This is a genomic window from Ignavibacteriales bacterium (assembly GCA_026390815.1).
Lineage (GTDB): Bacteria > Bacteroidota > Ignavibacteria > Ignavibacteriales > SURF-24 > JAPLFH01.
Genome location: JAPLFH010000006.1, coordinates 33407 through 53207, shown reverse-complemented (window position 1 = coordinate 53207; position 19801 = coordinate 33407). Strand labels below are relative to the sequence as shown.

General features: G+C 34.5%; 16 protein-coding genes and 1 tRNA gene. 3 read left to right on the top strand and 14 right to left on the bottom strand.

Annotated features, from left to right (window positions below; all coding sequences use genetic code 11):
• Positions 1-55: 55 nt before the first annotated feature.
• Positions 56-128: transfer RNA gene (locus NTX22_01400), tRNA-Met, on the bottom strand.
• Positions 129-235: 107 nt separating this feature from the next.
• The gene (locus tag NTX22_01395; GenBank protein MCX6149159.1) at positions 236-1144 is read right to left on the bottom strand and encodes a creatininase family protein; all 909 of its coding nucleotides are present in this window, start codon (positions 1142-1144) and stop codon (positions 236-238) included.
• A 390-nt stretch (positions 1145-1534) separates the two neighbouring features.
• Here NTX22_01395 and NTX22_01390 point away from each other — a divergent pair, with 390 nt between their 5' ends.
• Positions 1535-4954: a hypothetical protein gene (locus tag NTX22_01390; protein MCX6149158.1), complete on the top strand. Its 3420-nt coding sequence runs from the start codon at positions 1535-1537 to the stop codon at positions 4952-4954.
• Between the two features lie 486 nt (positions 4955-5440).
• Here NTX22_01390 and NTX22_01385 read toward each other — a convergent pair whose 3' ends face one another.
• The 4 genes from NTX22_01385 to NTX22_01370 form a co-directional block, all read right to left on the bottom strand.
• Positions 5441-6832: a hypothetical protein gene (locus NTX22_01385; protein MCX6149157.1), complete on the bottom strand. Its 1392-nt coding sequence runs from the start codon at positions 6830-6832 to the stop codon at positions 5441-5443.
• Between the two features lie 205 nt (positions 6833-7037).
• Positions 7038-7787 carry a methyltransferase domain-containing protein gene (locus tag NTX22_01380; GenBank protein ID MCX6149156.1) on the bottom strand — a complete coding sequence of 250 codons (750 nt, stop codon included), beginning with the start codon at positions 7785-7787 and terminating at the stop codon, positions 7038-7040.
• Positions 7784-8887, bottom strand: coding sequence for a 4Fe-4S binding protein (locus tag NTX22_01375; GenBank protein MCX6149155.1), 1104 nt, complete (start codon positions 8885-8887; stop codon positions 7784-7786). The genes NTX22_01380 and NTX22_01375 overlap by 4 nt, the downstream gene beginning before the upstream one ends.
• Positions 8888-8942: 55 nt before the next feature.
• A complete protein-coding gene (locus NTX22_01370) occupies positions 8943-9380 on the bottom strand; it encodes an Rrf2 family transcriptional regulator (protein MCX6149154.1) in 438 nt (145 codons plus the stop codon).
• Between the two features lie 145 nt (positions 9381-9525).
• Between NTX22_01370 and NTX22_01365 the strand changes: the two genes are divergently transcribed.
• On the top strand, positions 9526-10689 hold the full coding sequence (locus tag NTX22_01365; protein ID MCX6149153.1) for a hypothetical protein: 1164 nt from the start codon (positions 9526-9528) through the stop codon (positions 10687-10689).
• Here the strand turns inward: NTX22_01365 and NTX22_01360 are convergent.
• From NTX22_01360 to NTX22_01335, 6 genes are all read right to left on the bottom strand, one after another.
• Positions 10681-11631 (bottom strand): YihY/virulence factor BrkB family protein, encoded by a 951-nt coding sequence (locus NTX22_01360; protein ID MCX6149152.1) that lies wholly within the window; start codon positions 11629-11631, stop codon positions 10681-10683. The genes NTX22_01365 and NTX22_01360 overlap by 9 nt on opposite strands.
• 3 nt (positions 11632-11634) lie before the next feature.
• The gene (purL, locus tag NTX22_01355) at positions 11635-13875 is read right to left on the bottom strand and encodes a phosphoribosylformylglycinamidine synthase subunit PurL (protein MCX6149151.1); all 2241 of its coding nucleotides are present in this window, start codon (positions 13873-13875) and stop codon (positions 11635-11637) included.
• Between the two features lie 204 nt (positions 13876-14079).
• Positions 14080-16233: a T9SS type A sorting domain-containing protein gene (locus NTX22_01350; protein ID MCX6149150.1), complete on the bottom strand. Its 2154-nt coding sequence runs from the start codon at positions 16231-16233 to the stop codon at positions 14080-14082.
• A gap of 347 nt (positions 16234-16580) precedes the next feature.
• Complete coding sequence (locus NTX22_01345) at positions 16581-16907, bottom strand: hypothetical protein (protein ID MCX6149149.1); 327 nt, start codon at positions 16905-16907, stop codon at positions 16581-16583.
• Positions 16901-17110, bottom strand: a complete 210-nt coding sequence (locus NTX22_01340) for a hypothetical protein (GenBank protein MCX6149148.1) — start codon at positions 17108-17110, stop codon at positions 16901-16903. The genes NTX22_01345 and NTX22_01340 overlap by 7 nt, the downstream gene beginning before the upstream one ends.
• Before the next feature lie 84 nt (positions 17111-17194).
• Positions 17195-17371, bottom strand: coding sequence for a hypothetical protein (locus tag NTX22_01335; GenBank protein MCX6149147.1), 177 nt, complete (start codon positions 17369-17371; stop codon positions 17195-17197).
• Between the two features lie 257 nt (positions 17372-17628).
• On the opposite strand from NTX22_01335, the gene NTX22_01330 reads away from it, so the two are divergent.
• The gene (locus tag NTX22_01330) at positions 17629-17784 is read left to right on the top strand and encodes an FKBP-type peptidyl-prolyl cis-trans isomerase (GenBank protein ID MCX6149146.1); all 156 of its coding nucleotides are present in this window, start codon (positions 17629-17631) and stop codon (positions 17782-17784) included.
• A 193-nt stretch (positions 17785-17977) separates the two neighbouring features.
• Here NTX22_01330 and NTX22_01325 read toward each other — a convergent pair whose 3' ends face one another.
• Together NTX22_01325 and NTX22_01320 are read right to left on the bottom strand one after the other, a co-directional pair.
• Positions 17978-18859 (bottom strand): DUF1207 domain-containing protein, encoded by an 882-nt coding sequence (locus NTX22_01325; protein MCX6149145.1) that lies wholly within the window; start codon positions 18857-18859, stop codon positions 17978-17980.
• Between the two features lie 224 nt (positions 18860-19083).
• A complete protein-coding gene (locus NTX22_01320; protein ID MCX6149144.1) occupies positions 19084-19776 on the bottom strand; it encodes a ribonuclease H-like domain-containing protein in 693 nt (230 codons plus the stop codon).
• Between the last annotated feature and the right edge of the window lie 25 nt (positions 19777-19801).

The window sequence follows — 19801 nt, the reverse complement described above, 5'->3', positions numbered from 1 at the left end:
AAAACAAAAAATCCTTGCAACCATTTCAGTTACAAGGACTTAAGTTTTTTCTTTGTAGCGGGGGCAGGACTTGAACCTACAACCTTCGGGTTATGAGCCCGACGAGCTACCAATTGCTCCACCCCGCGATGTATTTTGTGGTACAAATATACAGATACATTAACAGTTTGTCAATTAACACGCTACAGCACTTCAACTGTAAAGTGCTAATGTTTAATTAGAATGAATAAACAAACTATTTATCTTTTGTCTTCAGCGGATTTTCAGTTTCATTAAAGAATTCTTTCTGCAACTCTAATGCTTTTGTATCCTGCTTTACTTGTTTAATAAATTTTGTTAGTTGAACCACACTGGTATTTAATATAAATTCACCCAATTCCTTAGTAGCTTTACTTCCATCGCCGGCATAATGATTTGGATATTTTGCATACCACCATATCCCGGTAAACCCATCTTTGAAATCACCTAAACGATTTTGATCTTCACCACTCTGACTATTAGATTTATCAAGTTGAACTAAGTCCGGTCTATTCGCTAACATTGTAGCTGTTTCCGTTTCACCTGCATGATTATCCCCCGTAGTTTTACGCATCTCTGCAATTTTTTTTTCAACTACAGGATCGTTAGTTGGCGTGTATAAATAAACGGCATAATCCTTCCTACTCTCTAACTGAGCCTGGCAAAAATATTTCAGAAAATTATTATTACCACCATGTCCGTTCACAATAATTATTTTCTTTAATCCATTCCGGGAAAGTTCAGAGCAGGTTTCCTGAAGCAGATCCCATATTATTTTACTGCTGTATGCAATTGTTCCTGGTTGATGTTTAGCCTCAAAGATTTGTCCAAAATAATATTGTGGAAAAATTATTGAGTATTCACTATTGACTGCTCTTATGGAAAGCTCTCTTGCATCTAACAAATCAGTGCCAAGTGGAAGATGTGGTCCATGCTTCTCTAAAATCCCAAATGGAATAATAACTGTACCTTCAGATTTAGTTACCGCATCCTTAAAATCAGGTGAAGTTAGCTCCTCATATTTAAATACCAGATCATCTTTTACTTCTTCCTGTGCAATGATTTTATTGGAAATTATGAAAATTGAAACACCAATAAAGAGACTTGCAATAAAAATCGTTTTCATTTAATGTATCTCACAAAGTTGTTAATATTTATGTCAAAGTTAAGAAGTGGAGATTTGTAAATCAAAATAAAAAACTTATAATGAAAGTATTAGATTAATATTCACATTATAAAAATATTGATTGGATTTATTTCAATCCAGGTTAATTACTTTCCACAATACTAAACCGAACCTATTTCAAGTTCAAACCACAACTAATTTCTAATGTTAATTTTCTTAAAATATACTATATTCAGCTATAGAATTTTGTGGTAATATTTTATCTATCGTAGTATTTTTTTTTATTGATCAGAACATTTTATTTCAGTTTAACTAAAAAACGAAATGTTCGATAATACCGGCAATAAATAGCTATCTTAATTTTACAAAAATAATTTCATAGAGGAAATTATGAAGCGCTTATTATACTTTTCGATGATTGCATTAATTGTACTTATTGGACTTACCTGCAAATCAACAACAGAACCGGAAACTCCAACTGAAACGACATTGAAGATTACTTCACCGAACGGTGGTGAGAACTTTATGGTAGGTACAAGCCAGGTTATTACCTGGTCAAGCAATACTGCATCAAGCCTTAAGATTGAATATACGCTAAATAACGGATCCACATGGCTTACTTTAACAAGTTCTACAAGTAATGATGGCAGTTTTACCTGGTCCCCGATTCCAAACACAAAATCAGAACAATGCAAAATAAAAATAACTACGTTAGATACATTGAAATTAACTGATGAAAGCGATGACTTATTCAAAATTGTTGAAACAAACAAAAAGAGTTTAGCACTTCTAAATCCCAATGGCGGTGAAGTTCTTTTTGTTGGTAAAATGTTTGATGTTAAATGGACATCAACCGGGATAAGCAATGTTAAAATAGAATTCTCTACTAATAATGGCTCAACTTGGAATATCATAACAGCCGGCACTGTTGCAGATAGTGGAAAATTTGAATGGTCTCCAATTCCAAACTTCCCCTCCATAGCGTGCTTGTTAAAAATAAGTGATACTGGTTCAGACACTCTTTTTGATGTAAGTAATTCATCTTTTACAATCACTTTAGCACAAACATTAAAAGTTACCAGTCCGATTGGTAATGAGATCTGGTCAAGTAATTCAAGCCAGATAATTACGTGGTACAGCCAGCAAGTATCTGATGTTAAAATTGAATATACAACAAACAACGGAGTTGAATGGGCAACAATTGCTGCCAGCACTCCAAGCAATGGTTTTTATATTTGGAACCCGGTACCTATAACCAATTCAACAAATGCAAAAGTAAGAATTTCTGATGCAGTTGATGGATACCCAAGCGCAGAAAGCGACACTGTTTTTACAATTACACCTCAACCTAACATTGTTGTTATATCCCCAAATGGCGGAGAATACTGGCTATCAGGTTCAAGTAATTATATTAAATGGACTTCAGCAGGTGGTGGGAATGTTCCAAATGGCGCAATTAAAAAAACTAATCTTAAAGAAGGAATTAAAACATTCAAAAGCATAAAAGATTTGAAGGTTAGTTTTGAGGATATAGCAAATGCAAACCTTCTACATAAAACAACAATTAGTTCCAGCATAAAAGATGTTAAAATAGAATTTAGTTCTAATAATGGAGCAACGTGGAATACGATTTCAGAAAGTACACCGAATAATGGTTTATACTTATGGAACAGCATTCCTGTAATCAATTCTGCTTTATGCAAAATTAGAGTTAGTAATGCAGTAGACGGCAATCCCGCTGATGAGTCGGACCAATCGTTTGTTATTTACGATCAAATACCACAGGATATTGTTGTTACATCTCCAAATGGAAGCGAAATATGGGAAGCTGGAACAAGCCAGTTAATAAAATGGAATAGCTCCGGTGTAACTGCTGTTAAGATTGAATATACAACTAACAACGGTGTAAATTGGAATGCAATTGCTGAAAACACACCAAGCGATGGTTTTTATAACTGGTCGCAAATACCAAATTTTGCTTCTACAAATTGCAAAGTTAAAATAAGTGATGTTGTTGATGGTTCACCAATGGATGAAAGCAATGCATTCTTCTCTATTTCTCCCGAACCGGAAATTACAGTTCTTACGCCTAATGGTGGAGAAAGTTTCTTAACAGGAACTTCCAATAATATCACTTGGACATCAACTAATATTGCTAATGTTAAAATTGAGTATACAATAAATAACGGAGCTACCTGGTCAGTAATTTCTGAAAGCACACCAAGTGATGGAGTTTTTGAGTGGGCTAATATTCCGGATATAAACTCAAGCTTATGCCGTGTAAGAATAAGTGATTCTGATGATGGTGTTCCGTTCGATATTTCAAACAATAATTTTATTATTTATAACCAAATAGTTCAAGGAATTGAACTGACTAGCCCTAATGGTGGTGAACAATGGCAAGCGGGAACTGGGCAAGTTATTACATGGTCAGCATCCGGTATTAATAATGTAAAAATTGAATACACTACAAATAATGGGTTGGAATGGAATACAATTGTTGGTAATGTTAAAAGTACCGGTGCATATGAATGGAATGTTCCAAACATTACTTCAACACAATGCAAAGTAAGAATTAGTGATGCAATAGATGGACAACCTTCTGATGAAAGCAATGCTACTTTCAAAATAAAACCAGTACCAATGATAAAAGTATTGAAACCTAATGGTGGTGAAGTTTGGACAGCCGGAAAAATTGATACAATAAAATGGGTATCTATCGGTGTTGAAAATGTTTTAATTGAATCCTCGGTTGATAATGGGTTAACCTGGCAACCAGTTGTAAAGAAAACGCCAAGTGATGGAGAGTACGAAGCAAGTTTCACTCTTGCATCCAAGTTTTATAAAATAAAGATAAGCGATAGCGAACTTAGTTCTCCAATAGATGAAAGCGATGGAACTTTTATTGTAGCGGAAGCGCCTCAAATAACTGTTATTACACCAAATGGCGGTGAGAATTGGCTGACTGGAACTAATAGTGAAATAAAATGGATCTCAACAAAAATTGACAGCGTTAAAATAGAATATACTTTGAACAATGGATACGATTGGATTGATATTACTAATAGCACTGTAAGCAATGGAATTTATAATTGGCAAATTCCAGGTAGTATTCGTTTCAGATCAGACTTGTGCAAAATAAGAGTTAGTAATACCAGGGGAGATTACTCTGATGTATCCGACGGACTATTCTCCATTCATCCACAGACTAAGTTATTAAGATTAATATCCCCAAATGGTGGAGATGAAATTATTAACAATATAACTGAAAATGGAACAGCAAACATTACCTGGGTTTCTGCTGGTATTTCAAGCGTTGTAATTTCTCTTTCAATAGATAATGGCGGTAATTGGCTTCCCATAACATCTTCTCCAATCCTATCAACCGGAGCTTATAGGTGGGAAATTCCACCTTTAAGCGTTGTTTCATCTTTAGCAAGGATTAAAATAGAAGATCCAGGTGATCCTAATTTCAGCGATATGAGCGATTCTTATTTCTATTTGAATATTCCGAAACCTGGAATAAGATTATTATCTCCGGGTGATAATAGTCAGAAAGTATCGGCTGGATCAAATCCAACAATTTCATGGATTAGTTCTGATAAAATAAATTCAGTTAAGCTGGAGTATTCTTTAGACAATGGAAAAAGCTGGCTGAAAATTGCGGATAATGTTACCAGCAAATGGAAACAGATAAACAAATATCAATGGATGAATAATCAAAACTTATCTGGTAAAGTGGTTATAAAAGTAACTGACTCTGATGGTATATTCTCGGTAAAGAGTAAACCTTTTACAATCATTAAGTAGATATTATTATCAATCGAATTTATCAAACCCAGCACAGCTATGCTGGGTTTTTTATTTTGCAATAGGAAGTACTTAAGCGGGCATTGTAAAAATTAGAAAAGGAATTACTTAATTTGTTGATAAATTTTTCCCGTCTGTTTAGTCTGTTGCAGAACTTTTTATCCTGAATGAGATAACTGGTTTCTGCAACAAACTCTACCATCATACAAGTATAAAATGGTAAAAGTATTCGGCAATAAATATTTTAAAATTGCAGAATTGAAATTCCCCGTTTGGTAGATTCACCGATTCTTTAATACTTGGTTCAGACTCATCCGGTTTAGGAATAACTTCAGCGTTCAATATTCCTTGTTCAGTATGGGATTTTCAAATTGCAAATAGGTTAGTTTTTGACTAAGCTGGATGGTAATATGATTTTAAAATTCAATTATAAAAAAGCCGCACATAATTGGTGCGGCTAAATTCATCCTAAAATAATGTTTGTCATCAATTAACTATTCCACTGAATGATCTCTTGGTCGATCCATTTGGACCGTCAGTTCTAATTGTAACTATAACTTTTCTCGCTTTATTACTTGTATCAGCATCTGCAATCGCAAATGCAAATTGCGTCCAGGAAGGACTTTGAGTATCCGGAAAATTTAAGTCAACTTCCCCAGTTGTTTTAATACCTTCACCTTCTGCAGTTACAGAAATAGTTTGTCCAAAGGACATCGGATTATTGTATAAATCTTTTATTATATAGCTAAATTCTTCTGAACCTCTATTTGGAATATCGAAAGTAGATGGAGTTACTTCTATAAAAAGCGGTGAGCCAGAAAAAAGTACAGTTGCAGTAGTTGAAATTGTATTAAGGTTTTCATCTGCAGTTTGAGCAGTAACTATTGCAAAACCTGGTCCTAACGTTGGATGAACAGGTTCTGGTTTAGCTGATAATAAAATAACACTGGCTATACCTAAACTATCTGTTGCTCCGGAACCTTCCACATATCCACCGGTTGTTGTAAAATAAACTACTGTTCCTTTTTTTACAGGATTACCATACTTATCACCAACATAAGCTGTAATAACATCTTTATCTCCATATCTTATCAATCCTGGAATATTTACAAACTGAGGTGCAACTGAAAAATGAGCCTCGTTTGGTAAACCACCATGTATGGCAATATTTACAGGCTTGGAAACAACTTTTTTAGAACCAAGAACAATTTCTGCTACCAATTGAATTGAGCCTGCTTTAGTTCCGCTCACAATACTTACAGTAGCTTTCCCTGAATAATCAGTTCTTACATATCCGGTAGAAAGATACTCACCACCATTAGGTTTGCTGCCAAATCTAAAACTAACAATTGAGGAATGGCTAAAATCAATTGGACTACCTGTTGAATCCTGAACTTCAAATGTAACACGTGCTATTTCATTAGAACCGCTTTCTTTAACTCCAATAAATCTTACAGATTGCGTTTTTAAAATTATAGAAGCAGCTCCCATCGCTGCATAAGTTGAATTTCCTTTTTTTAGCAACAGCTTTGCAAGTATTACTTCTTTTCCAGAACTGCCATCCACTGAAAGAGAATCCTGATAATATCCTTCTTTAACTGCTATTACATTTAACTTCTTACCATTTTCTAATGGAACATTAACTCTGAATAAACCATTATCATCAACAAAGGCATCCGTTGCTGTTTTTCCATTTAGGACTACAACCGCTGCATTTTGCAATGGTAAACCTGTACTTTCATCAACAACCTGACCTGTAAGCGTTGTGGTTTCAACAAAAGGGGTACCTGGATCTACAGGATTGGAAATTTTATTACAACTAATGGATAGACCAAGAAATAATAAAACAAGAGGAATATAAATTAATAACTTTTTCATCATTCATCCTCGATAGTTTATATCTGATAATTAAACTTATCTGCAACTTAGAAATTACATTCTTAATTTATTTGGAAGTTATTGCTAAGTCAAGAGCATTTTATTATTTAATTGTCGTAAAATAATGAATATTGTTTAATTTCATTTTAATATTTCTAAAGGGTAGATTGAATAAAATATTCTGTTCTTTTATCGCTTAAACCAATTATTTATCAGCTACTATAATTAAATCTTTTGATTGGTTTTGAATAAATTTGTCCAGCGAAAGACTTCCATAAAATTTGATTTTCCTAAATCCTTCTTTCCTTAACAGATATTGAAATGCTTCCTTATTATGCGGGTACAATTTTGTGGTGTATAATTCTCTTTCGCCTGGATTATCAGATTTGAATTTGATGATATTAAAATTAAAGTGTGTTGGAAAGAAATCATAAAAACGGATGAATGTAAAACCTTCCCGATTATTAATATTTACAATCCTATCACCAGTTTTAATTATTTGACTGTAGTTTAAGATTTGAATTACAACCCTTCCATTCATCTTTAGCAACAATGAAATTTTCTTAAGGGCAAGTTTTAACTGTGATAAGTTTAAATTAGCAAATGTGTTCCCCATAGAAAAAGCAACATTAAATTTACCATAGAATGCCCGATCAATTTTATCCAGGCTTGATTGCTGAAATGAAATATCAAACCCGGCACTAATGGAATTCTTTTTTGCATTATCTATCATCTTTTGGGATAAGTCAAAGCCGGTTACTTCCAATCCAAGTGATGCCAATGAAATCGAATCTAATCCGCTTCCGCAGCCTAAATCAGCAACACTTTTAAATTCATCTTTTAAAAATTTTTTAAGCATTTCTTTTCTTCTTGAAAGTGCAAAGCTAAAACCAATCATTCCATCATAAAACTCAGAAATGTCATCAAAAAATTCTTGATTAGATTGTACAGTCATTTCTTGTTACCATATTTATTTTCATTATAATAATCGTTTGCTTCTTTATCAAATTTTTTAGTAGCTTCAACTCCGGTTGGATGACCATAACTTTCCATATTCTGGTAATGAATCAAATATTCTTCTTTAGAAATTTTATTCTGCCAATGTCCGGTCAATATTCCCAAACCAGTAACTATTATAAAAATGAAAGCAACTCCGACTGCAACTATTTTTTTGGAAATCTTTTTCTTACCAATAACGGTTCGGATATCTAAAGTATTTTCAACCGGACAAACATCAACACAATTAAGGCAGCTTGTGCATTCATCAGATAGAACTGTAATTACCTTATCAACTTTTATAGCAGATGGACAAACTTTTGAACATTTGCCGCAATCAATACAACTGTTTGCATTCCTTTTAATTTTAGTTGGACTTAAGAAAGATACCAAACCAAGCAGTGCTCCATATGGGCATAAAAACCTGCACCAGAATCCTCTGATTGGAATTGATAGTAGAAATAAAACTGAAAGCACGACTAAAGAGAGCCGGGAAATCTTAGCGAAGAATTGAAACATCTTAATATCTGCAACTATATTGTACGGGCTATCAAGAAATGCTTTGATGGCAATTTCGCTCATCAAAAAGAAGATTGCATAAACAAAAAATGCAAGCAGGATATATTTTAAACTGCGGAGTGGATAATCCAAGAACCTGGGTAACTGTATTTTTCTTTTAAAGAGTTTTTCACCAAAATCACCAATTAACTCGGAAAGAAATCCAATTGGACATAACCAACTGCAAAATGCTTTGCCAAAAGTTAGAGAGACTAAAATTATTGCTGCAAATATAAATAGTCCGGCTGGATGTGCAGAATGAATTTCACCTGTAATAAAAAAGTAGTACAAGCTCATCATAGAGCTGATTGGTAAGAATCCTTCAACTCCCGGCGGACGATTATAAAAAGCCGCCGTACCATTAGTTTCCAAATAACGGACGAACAAGAAAAACTCAATTCCAATCCAAGTACAAAGCAATACAAATAAACTTTGGATTATGAATCGATACTTTTGAATCGGTTTTTCTTTATTCCGAATTATCTTTTCCTTAACAGCCATTATTAATCTTAATTATTTTCGGAATTTAAACTCCGATTTAGTATTAAAAAAAATTTTACTTCTTTATCGTTTTAATTTTGCTTAAAGTCTTTTCTTTAAATTGATCAAGGGTTTCTTCGCTTAACATATTATAAGCTTCGGTTCTAAGTTTCCCCCACTTGTTATGTAATGGACATGGATGATCGGGATGACAATGCGGAAATCCCAGCACACAAGTATTGAACACATCCAAGCCATCAATCGCTTCTACTATTTCAATCAGCTTAATTTTGGTTGGTGATTTTGCAAGACTAAATCCTCCGGCTTTCCCCTTCTTGGATTCAATTATTCCATGCTCCCGCAAACTTTGAAGAATTTTGGAAACAAATTCCTTAGGAATTTTTAAAGCTTTTGCGATAACATCAACCCGAACTACCTCATCGGAAAGATGAGCTGCAAGGTAAAGTACCGCTTGGATTCCATATTCGCATTTTTTAGAAAATATAACCGTCATAATCAGACCAAAAATTCTGAATTAAAAATATTATTAATATCCCGGTTTGTCAAGTATTTTTTCTTTCCAACATAAAAATCAAATGATTGCTTATTAAGCTTAATTTTTGTATTTCTAAACCAGTAAAATTTTATAATCGGTAAACATGAAAAAAATAGCATTTCTTACTTTTCTTATTATTGCATCAAATGTGTTTTCCCAAAATGTAAGTGTAACAGATTACGATGTTCCGATAAGTTATGCTTCCAATTTTAGATTAAATGGATTCTGGAATTGGGCACAGGTTGGCGATAGCGTAACTGCAAATACGCTTACAGGAAATTTGATTTACCGTAGATTCTTCACATCACTTCCTTTTGCATGGTTTATTGATATAAATGCTACCGGAGGAAAAGACCAGGGTAAAGTTTATTCCCAGGGCTGGTTAAATTTGGGATTTAGACATGATATTAGAATTGATGCAAGTGCAAGAAAATATATCTGGAATAACAAGAACTGGTTTCTATTTTCCAGGATGACTGTGCAAGAGAATAATGAATACCAGCAAATAGCTTCTGATGTAACTGTTGGTGGTGGTTTTGGAAGATATATAAATGCAACAGCACTGGCAAAAGCAGTAAGGATTGAAGAACATCTTATAAGAGAAAATGTTCTTACCGATCATCTGCCAAAAGAAACAATTATAAACATTGCTAAAATAATTGAAAGAGTTGATGAGTATCAGAATCTTTATGGTGAGGTTTATGAAACACAGTGGTTTGAAGATATTGAAAGTGAGATACGACTTTCCGGAGTGCTTGTTGGTTACAGTATAGGTGCAATCGGGACTTTACGGATGCGGCAAGTGCTGTTTGAAATAAATGAAAAAGTAAACCAACGTTATTATGGTTGGGATCTTTCAGGTGGAACATTATTCACCATCAGTACACGAGATAAATCAAAAGCTGGTTCACCAAGTTTTTCATTGATCGGAAGATATTCTTTTCCACTTAGCTGGAGAACACAGGTTAATTTTACAGCAGAAGCATTTACACCACTGGACAGTGCATTTGTTAAAAAATTAACTGCCAATGCAAACATAGATTTTATTTATGAACTTAGTAACAGGGTAAATTTTATAGCCAGCTATCGTCTACAAGCTTTCAAACCATTCAATGATAAAACAAAGATTGATAATAGCCTTAATGCTTCATTTCTATTTTATATCGAAAATAATATTTATCTGGGAATAAATACTGCTTTTGAAAAATTTGCGGAAACACCAAATAGAATATCAACAAGTTTAACTTTGTCTTACAATCTATTTTGATTTTTTGATTTGTTTATACTTTGATTTGGTTAATCTTTCCACATTCGCTTTAAGCTCCAACCTCTCGCGGTACAACTGCCCAATTTCTGCCCCGATAATAAATAAAACCGATGAGTAGTAAATCCAAAAAGCGAGTACAACAACTAAAGTGTAAGTACCATAAATTTTATTCAGTGATGCAAGGTTATAGAGATAGTAGCCAAACAACCTCTTTGCAATCTCCCAAAAAACAGCAGCCCAAAATGCGCTTACTGCCGGCACCTTTCTACCAAGTTTTGCATAAGGAATAAAACTGTACAAAACAAAAAAAGTAACAAATATGATAATGAAGGAAATAACCGTAATGAACAAATGTTCAAATTCACTTAGCTGAAAGAAATTTAATATTGCCCACTCATGTATTACATTTTTCATAATATCAATAGCTGGAAGAATGATTGTAGCCATCAGGATAAAAACGACAATAAAAAGAACCATACCTAAATCGCGGAGGATACCAACGACTGCACTTTTATCTTTCGTAACTCCAAAAACTTTATTTAGCACTGTTCTCATACTGCTGAACAATCCACTTGCGGCAAAAAGTAAACCTAAACCACCAATCACTCCAGCAAGAGTTTTGTATTCAATAAATTCTGCTATGCGCGAAAAAATAATCTGTTTGGCGTAATCAGCATATTCTTTATACGGTATTATGGTGTCTATGAACGTGTATATCTGTTGTTCAACGGATGAGGCTTGTAATATACTTCCAAGGATTGAAAAGATAATTAAAATGAATGGAATGATGCAGAGAAAAAGTGAAAATGCAAGCCCGCTTCCAAAAAGAAAAATATGATGTTCATCTACTCGGTTATATAAACCACCAAGATAATGCTTAAAAAAATCCTTGATTTCATAAGCTGGTGGAATTCTAATAAATCTAAATTTGTTAACCTTCATATACTACTGATATTCCTCAACCGGAATATTCATTATTTTAGTAATTGAATTATAGTATAAATCAGCGAGTCTTTCCAAATTGAATTTATATTTATCATTTACACTAAGAGCGCTGCTGGTTGTTTTGCCTAATAAATTGCAGGAAATTTTACCTGATGGAAAATGTTTTTCAAACTGGTCTTTCTTTTCCATTGGAACTGAAACAACAATTCTCGATTGCGATTCGGAGAAGAAAGAAAAATCTTCCCTGGACTTAACTGGAACAGTTACTATAGCTCCAATTAATTTTTCCTTATCTAAAATGCAACACTCAGCTAAACAGGAAAGAATCCCACCTTCTGTAACATCGTGTGCGGAGTTGATTAATTTATTTTCAATCAATTTTAGAACAACAGTATGTAAATCTTTTTCTCTTTGCAGATCAATTGCCGGTGCATTTCCCGCAACTATTCCGTGAATTGCCTGAAGATATTCACTTCCACCAATTTCCTCAAAGTCTTCTCCAAGAAGATAAATTAAATCATCTTCTTGTTTAAAATAAGAAGTAGTAATGTTCTCAAGATTTTCAATCAAACCAAGCATACCTATAACTGGTGTTGGATAAACTGCTGCATCAGGCGATTCATTGTAGAAACTAACATTGCCGCCTGTAACCGGCGTATCGAAAAATCTGCAGGCATCTCCCATTCCTTCAATAGCTTGCTTGAACTGCCAATAAACTTCTGGTTTGTAAGGATTGCCAAAATTTAAACAGTTAGTAATCGCAAGCGGCACTCCGCCGGAGCAAACTATATTACGCGCTGATTCTGCAACCGCAATCTTAGCACCTTCTTTCGGATTTAAGTAAACATATTTTCCGTTGCAATCGGTTTTTACCGCGATGGCTTTGTTTGTATCCTTAATAAAAATAACTGCGGCATCGCAGCCGGGACCAACAATAGTATTCGTTCTAACCATGGAATCGTATTGTTCATAAACCCATTTTTTAGATGCAATGTTTGGAGAAGAAAATATCTTTTCAAAAACAACAATTAAATTATTCGGCTGAGGCAATTTTGAAAAATCAAATTCGCGTGTTTGTTTCAGATATTCCGGTTCTTTAGTTTCCCTGGTGTAAACAGGAGCACCTCCGCCAAGGACCAAATCGAATGAAGGCAAATCAGCTTTCCGTTCACCCAGATAATCAATCGAGAGAATGCCATCGTTTGTAACATAGCCGACAATTTCGCAATTCAAATCCCACTTTTTAAAAATTTCTTTTATTCGTTTCTCGTTTCCTTTTTTAACACAAACGAGCATTCTTTCCTGGCTTTCGGAAAGCATAATCTCATAAGCGGTCATTCCTTTTTCTCTAAGAGGAACTTTGCTCAGGTCAATCTTCATTCCTGATTCACCTTTAGCGCTCATCTCAGAAGTTGAGCAGGATATTCCGGCGGCGCCCATATCCTGAATGCCAACAATCAAATCTTCTTTAATAATTTCAAGCGTTGCTTCAAGAAGTAATTTTTCTGTGAATGGATCACCAACCTGAACGGACGGGCGTTTTGCTTCTGACTTTTCTGAAATTTCTTCGGAGGCAAATGTGGCGCCGTGTATTCCATCTCTGCCGGTAGATGAGCCGACAATCATTATTGGATTTCCTTCTCCTTTTGCAACTGCGGAAGCAACTCTGTCTGTCCGGACGATTCCAACTGCCATAGCATTAATCAATGGATTGTCTCTGTAGCATTTATCAAAATAAACTTCACCGGCAACAGTTGGAACTCCGAAACAATTTCCATAATCAGCAATTCCTTTAACAACACCATCGAATAAGTAACGTGTTCGTGCATCATCAAGAGTTCCAAAGCGCAATGAGTTTAATGAAGCAATAGGACGGGCGCCCATTGTAAAAATATCGCGAAGAATTCCACCAACTCCTGTAGCGGCACCCTGGTATGGTTCAACAGCGGATGGATGATTATGACTTTCGATCTTGAATGCTATTGCAAAACCGTCACCAATATCAACCAGCCCGGCATTTTCTTCTCCTGCGCCAACAAGCAGCTTACCTCCGCTCCGAGGGAGTGTTTTTAGCAATGCAATTGAGTTTTTATAACTGCAATGCTCACTCCACATTACTGAAATAATTCCAAGCTCCGTGTAGTTTGGTTTTCTGCCGAGTCTTTTAGATATCTTTGCGAACTCTTCTTCGGTTAATCCGTGCTCTAAGGCTGTTGCTAAAGTTACTTCCGGTTCTTTCATTTTTATCTTTCTAATTGATTATTTTAAGAATTTACTGCAAGAAATATAACACTTTTAGGATTGTATTAGAAGAAGGGAATTTATGGTAAGCATATGAAATGCAAAATTGAAATAAATACAAAATTTTTATGTGTGAGGATTTAAATATTACCGGGGCATTTGCACGCCCCGGCATGTAATCACTTTTTTATAATACTAAACAATTTATTTAAGAAGAATTAGTTTAACCGTTTTATCAAATACCTGGGAATCTTCCCGTGACCTTGCACTTAACCTGTAAAAATATACGCCGCTTGGAAGATTAAACTTCGCTGAGTCAAATTCAACAATATAATTACCTGCCGTTTTCTCTTCATTAATTAGAGTGGTAATTTCTTTTCCAAGAATATCAAATATTTTTAAAGTGACTTTGCTTGCTTTGGGAATTGAATACGAAATATTTGTACTTGGATTAAATGGATTAGGATAATTTTGTGAAAGCAAAAATTTAGTTGGTATATTTTCTCTACCATCTTTTACTGAAGTTGTTGTACTTACACTACGGAACACACTGCTGCCGATAGTCCCTACAAAGATATATCCGTTACTATTTATTGCAAGAGAAATAGCATGATTTGTTGTCAAGCCATCATTTATTTTAGTCCAATTAGTTCCATTATTTGTTGAACGAAATACCCCATAGCCATAAGTTCCTGCAAAAATATGTCCACTACTATTTATTGCAAGAGAAAGAACTTCATTAGCTAAACCAGTACTTATTTTGGTCCAGTTATTTCCATTATCTGTTGAACGAACTACTCCACTCGCCCCTGTGCCCGCAAAGATATCGCCGCTACTATTTATTGCAAAAGAAGACACATAAGTATTTGTTGGCATACCTGAAATCTTTTTAGTCCAATTATTCCCATTATCCATCGAACGAAATACTCCTTCATCAGAAGTCCCTGCAAAAACATATCCGTTGCTTTTTATTGCAAGGGAAGTAACACTTCTAGTTGTCAATCCCGTTTGAGACCAATTATTCCCATTATCCGTTGAACGAACTACTCCACCACCATTGTTTCCAGCAAAAATATCGCCACTACTATTTATTACAAGAGAAAGAATCTCAGTATTTGTCAAACCATTATTTATTTGAGACCAATTATTCCCATTATCCGTTGAACGAAATACACCACTACTCTGCGATCCTGCAAAAATATGACCACTATTATTTATTGCGAGTGGAGCAACGTCATTATTTATCAAACCATTATTTATTTTTGTCCAGTTATTCCCATTATCGGTAGTACGAAATACACCACCGTACAAAACCGACGCAAAAATATTTCCGTTATTATTTATTACAAGGGATGTAACTTCATTAGCTGTCAAGCCATTATTTATTTGATCCCAGTTATCCCCATTATCCGTTGAACGAAATATGCCTTCATCTATAGCCCCTGCAAAAATATTTCCACTGTTATTTATTGCAATAGATTTAGCCCAATTATTTATTAATCCTGTTTTAGCCCATTTAACACCCTTATCTGTTGAACGAAAGACTCCTTCAGTAGTTCCGACAAAAATATCTCCACTGCTATTTATTGCGAGGGAAGAAAAAAAAGTATTTGTTGGCAAACCAGTATCTTTGGGATACCATGTAATCCCATTATCAGTTGAACTAATTACTGCAGCTGATGATGACCAAAAAGGATAATCAGTTCCCGCAAATATATCACCACTACCATTTATCGCAAGTGAGTAAACAGTTTTATCCGACAAATAATCTCTTCCAGAGCCCATCAAATTCCAGTTATTCCCATTATCGGTTGAGCGATATATTCCTCCAGATCCATAATTATTATTGGAAACTGATTTCCCTGCAAAAATATCGCCACTACCATTTATTACAAGTGAAAGAATAGTTGAATTCGGCAACCCTGTTTGAGTCCAGCTATTTCCATTATCAGTTGAACGCATTACTCCATTGGCCCCTGCAAAAATAACTCCATCACTATTTATTGCTATGGCATAAGTAAAACTATTTGTCAAGCCTGTTGGGGTCCAGTTATTACCATTATCTGTTGAACGAAATACCCCACTACCATTAGTTCCCGCAAAAATATGCCCACTATTATTTATTGCAATGAAATTAACATGAATATTTGGTAAGCCTGTCCAAGTCCAATTATTACCATTATCTACCGACCGAAATACTCCATTACCAGCACTTCCTGCAAAAATATTTCCACTACTATTTATTGCAAGGGCAGAAACAGTACCACCAAACGGTCCATTAGTTTGTTCCCAAAAATTTTGTGCATTAAGAGAAACAGAGACAAGTAAAAACACTATTTGTAACAGTAACCTTTTCATTTTGAACTCCCATTTATTGAATGATTTACTACTACTCTCCCGCCAATATTTATTAATACCATCCCGGCGGGTTGGAATGTATTTCAATTTTTGAACGTGTCTTTTTAAATAAAAAAAAAGGACGCAACTTTCATTACATCCTTAACTGAGGCACTGGTATGCCTACACACAAAGACATAAGAAAGCGCGTCCATTTCTGGACGCAGCCTTCTATGCTTGTTCTTGTGTGTTTAAAAATTACCAGTTTTCAGTTAAGAACAACGCAATAGCTGCGTTTAATTATTATTTAAGAACTTAGTAACCGATCAATTCTCTCTGTTATTTATAAATTTCTTTCCAGTTCAAGCTTATGCAAACTCTTTGCAGTTAAATTGAGAACAAAATTCTTTCATTACCTTGCCAAATATTTCTTTTTTAACAATACCAATTTCTTTAACTAAAAACTTTTTGTGCAGAATACCAATCTTCGGAACGATAACTGCAGAGGCATGCTTTAGCGTCCCTTTTTCCATATCATCATTATTGATATTAATTCCTTTAAGTTCGAGGTTAGTTGTTAATGGCAGGTAGAGAAAATCCTCGTCTTTATATTCTTTGATTAGTAAAACCGGTCTAAGTTTATAGCCCGAGAGGTCCGTAAAGAAAATTTTAGCGAGGGAAAGTTTTCTTACCATGCCGAATAATCCTCGTTATCAATATCTTTAACGAGCAATGGAATCGATCCCATTAAAGCAATTTCCGATTCACTCCAATACACTCCCTTTTTTTCATCGGCGTCAGAAAGGATAATAATCTCAACTTCATTCCCAAAATTTTCGGGAATATCTATTGTTATCATTTTATTTACAACTTTTTCTTTTTTTCGGAGGGCAAGCATAAAATATTCCTATTTTGCTGATAAAATAAAAAATACAATTCGACAATCCCAACACAGCCTAAGCAAAGCATGTCAAATATTATGTTATGATTTTTTCACCATTCGCTTTTTTTCTTCAAACCAAAGTTTCAATAAATCTAAGGCGGCTGCTTTTGCACCTTCAATGCCATAGCCATGTGTTGTAAGGTCAAGTGCGGGATAATAGCAACCTTCTTCAAAAGAAGGATCGTTAATTTTTTCGTAGCTAATTGTATAAGTCATAACCAACACCCTTTTTCTTAACATAAACTAAATAAAAAACAATTAAGCCGCAATATTCTGTTAATCTTTTACCATGTAATAACTCCAATATTATTTCCATATAATGTTTACCTCTGTCACGGAGTAGTCGGTGTGACATCCGGAGAAGAAATGAATTTACCGGACAATAAATACTCTCTCTGCAAATTTTCCTTTACATTAAAAGGTGATAGGGTTAATTTTATTTCGCAAAAAACTAAAACAAAGAAAGGATAAAAATGGCATCAGCACAAATTGGCAATAAAGTTAAAGTTCATTATACCGGCAGATTAGAATCGGGACAAATTTTTGATTCATCCAAAAACAGCAATCCATTTGAGTTCACAATCGGTGATGGAAGTTTAATTCAGGGCTTTAGTAACGCAGTTATTTGAAATTCAGTTAATAGAGATCACCAGATGTAAATAAGAAGGAGTGAATCTGTGAACCTGTCTGCCGATAGGCAAGATCGGCGATCACCCATTCCCCGTTTCTCCCATTCCCCGATTCTGCAACTTGAAGAATATTCATCACTAAAATGTATTTGCAATTTTGCGCAAGATTTACACCTTCGCTTCCTTGCTTTTCCTAAAAGAAGTCAACATAAAAACCAATTCCAAACTCTTTAACTCTTTCTTTGTAATACTCATCAAATCTTCTTTGACCAAGATAATATTCAGCATAAAGTGTTATTCCCTTTTCTTTCCAGCTTCCGAATTTTATTCCTGCCATTAAATCAGAATTTCCGTTATAAGTATTTTCACCGTTCAACAAAAGGTTGTATGCAATAAATAAGTTTGCCGGTTTATCAAAAACTTTTCCAATCAAAGAAGGAAATGCTGTTTCAAAACCAAGGAGAAAATTCCACCGTTTTAATGTTGATGGTCTTATCAATGAAGCATAAGAAAATCCGCCATAGCTTTTTAGCAAAACTGAGTATGAATTATGTTCATAAGCAAAAACCAATTCACCAAAGTCTTTTGTATAAGGAATTGGTTTTTTATTTCCGATCCATGAATTTGTTACCTGATTGAAATGTCCATCAACCAAATGCGCGCTGTTATGCAAAACTCTTAAGTGTGCAACGATGCGGTCTTCGCCCATTTTTTTTGAAATGACTGTATTACCTCCGAAGAGTCCATCCAGAGCATCAATCTGCAGCCTGTTACCTGCAAAGCTGGTGGATAAAGCATATGCAAAAAAATCAATTCCCATTGTAACACGAACATCATCTTGCGGAAAGTGAAATGAAAATAAATCGATTGAGTTTCCCAGATCTATTTTAAGATTTTTATTTGACGGAAAGTAGAGCACGCCAATTTTTGCTTCCTGGTAATTTGCTTTGAGGCTTTGGAAATGTAAACCAGATGGAAGAAATTCAAAATTTGATTTCCCTTCATTTGGTTCCTGCCCAAACAGGTTTGTTAAAACAGAAAACAAAAATAGTAAAATGAACTTTGGATGATTCATTGTGGTAAACCTTAAAAAGATAGATTAAATTCAGAAATTAATTTACCATCAATTTTGGTTTAATGGAAGTCATTCAATTGTTTAATTGCTGCATTGCTAAATTGTTGAATTGCTAAAGCAAAAGAAGTGGTACTCCAACAATTTAACAATCGAACAATTTTTAACCATCTTGCATGAGATTTAAGAACTAATCGACTAATTCACATAACCGATTATTCAGCTTTTTATTTGATGTTCAAAAACTCATCCCAGATTTTGTACAGTTTATATGTCGCTGTAACATCTTCACCACAGTAGATGGCAATGTCTTTTACTTTCCCTGCTTCATAAAGATTCTTCACTTCCATCCCGCTAACTTCTTTCGACTTTGGTGATTTTACACCAAATCCATAACAGTAAAAATCCAGGTTAAATTTGCGTGTGATGCCATAAAAAGTAAATTGCTCGAGCAGATCAACATGAGTTTTTGCATCGTAACGGTAGCCAAGGAAATTCTTTGATGGTTTAATTTTTAGGAAAGCTGATCGCATCATTAGAAAAGGAACATCAAAATTTCTTCCATTAAATGTTATTACCTGATCAACTTTATCGGCAATCTCCCAGAATTTTTTAATCATTTCCACTTCACTCATTCCCTTGTAATGAGCGGGTTTATCTTCAGCCTTCCATTCTTCTTCGTTTTCACTTTCATAATAAACCAAAACTTTTTCTTTAGTAATATCATACATTCCAATTGCAACAACTTTAGCAGTTAAAGGATAAAGACTCAGAAACCTTTCAGCATCCTGGGCTTTTTGTTCTCTTAATTCAGGATCAGGTTCCTTTAAAGCATCGCGTAATAAATACTCCTGCTGACTTTCGGATAATTCCTTCATCTCACATCCGCAGGTTTCAATATCAAAAACTATTTTTCTCATAGCACTTACCCTATTGTTGTTTTAT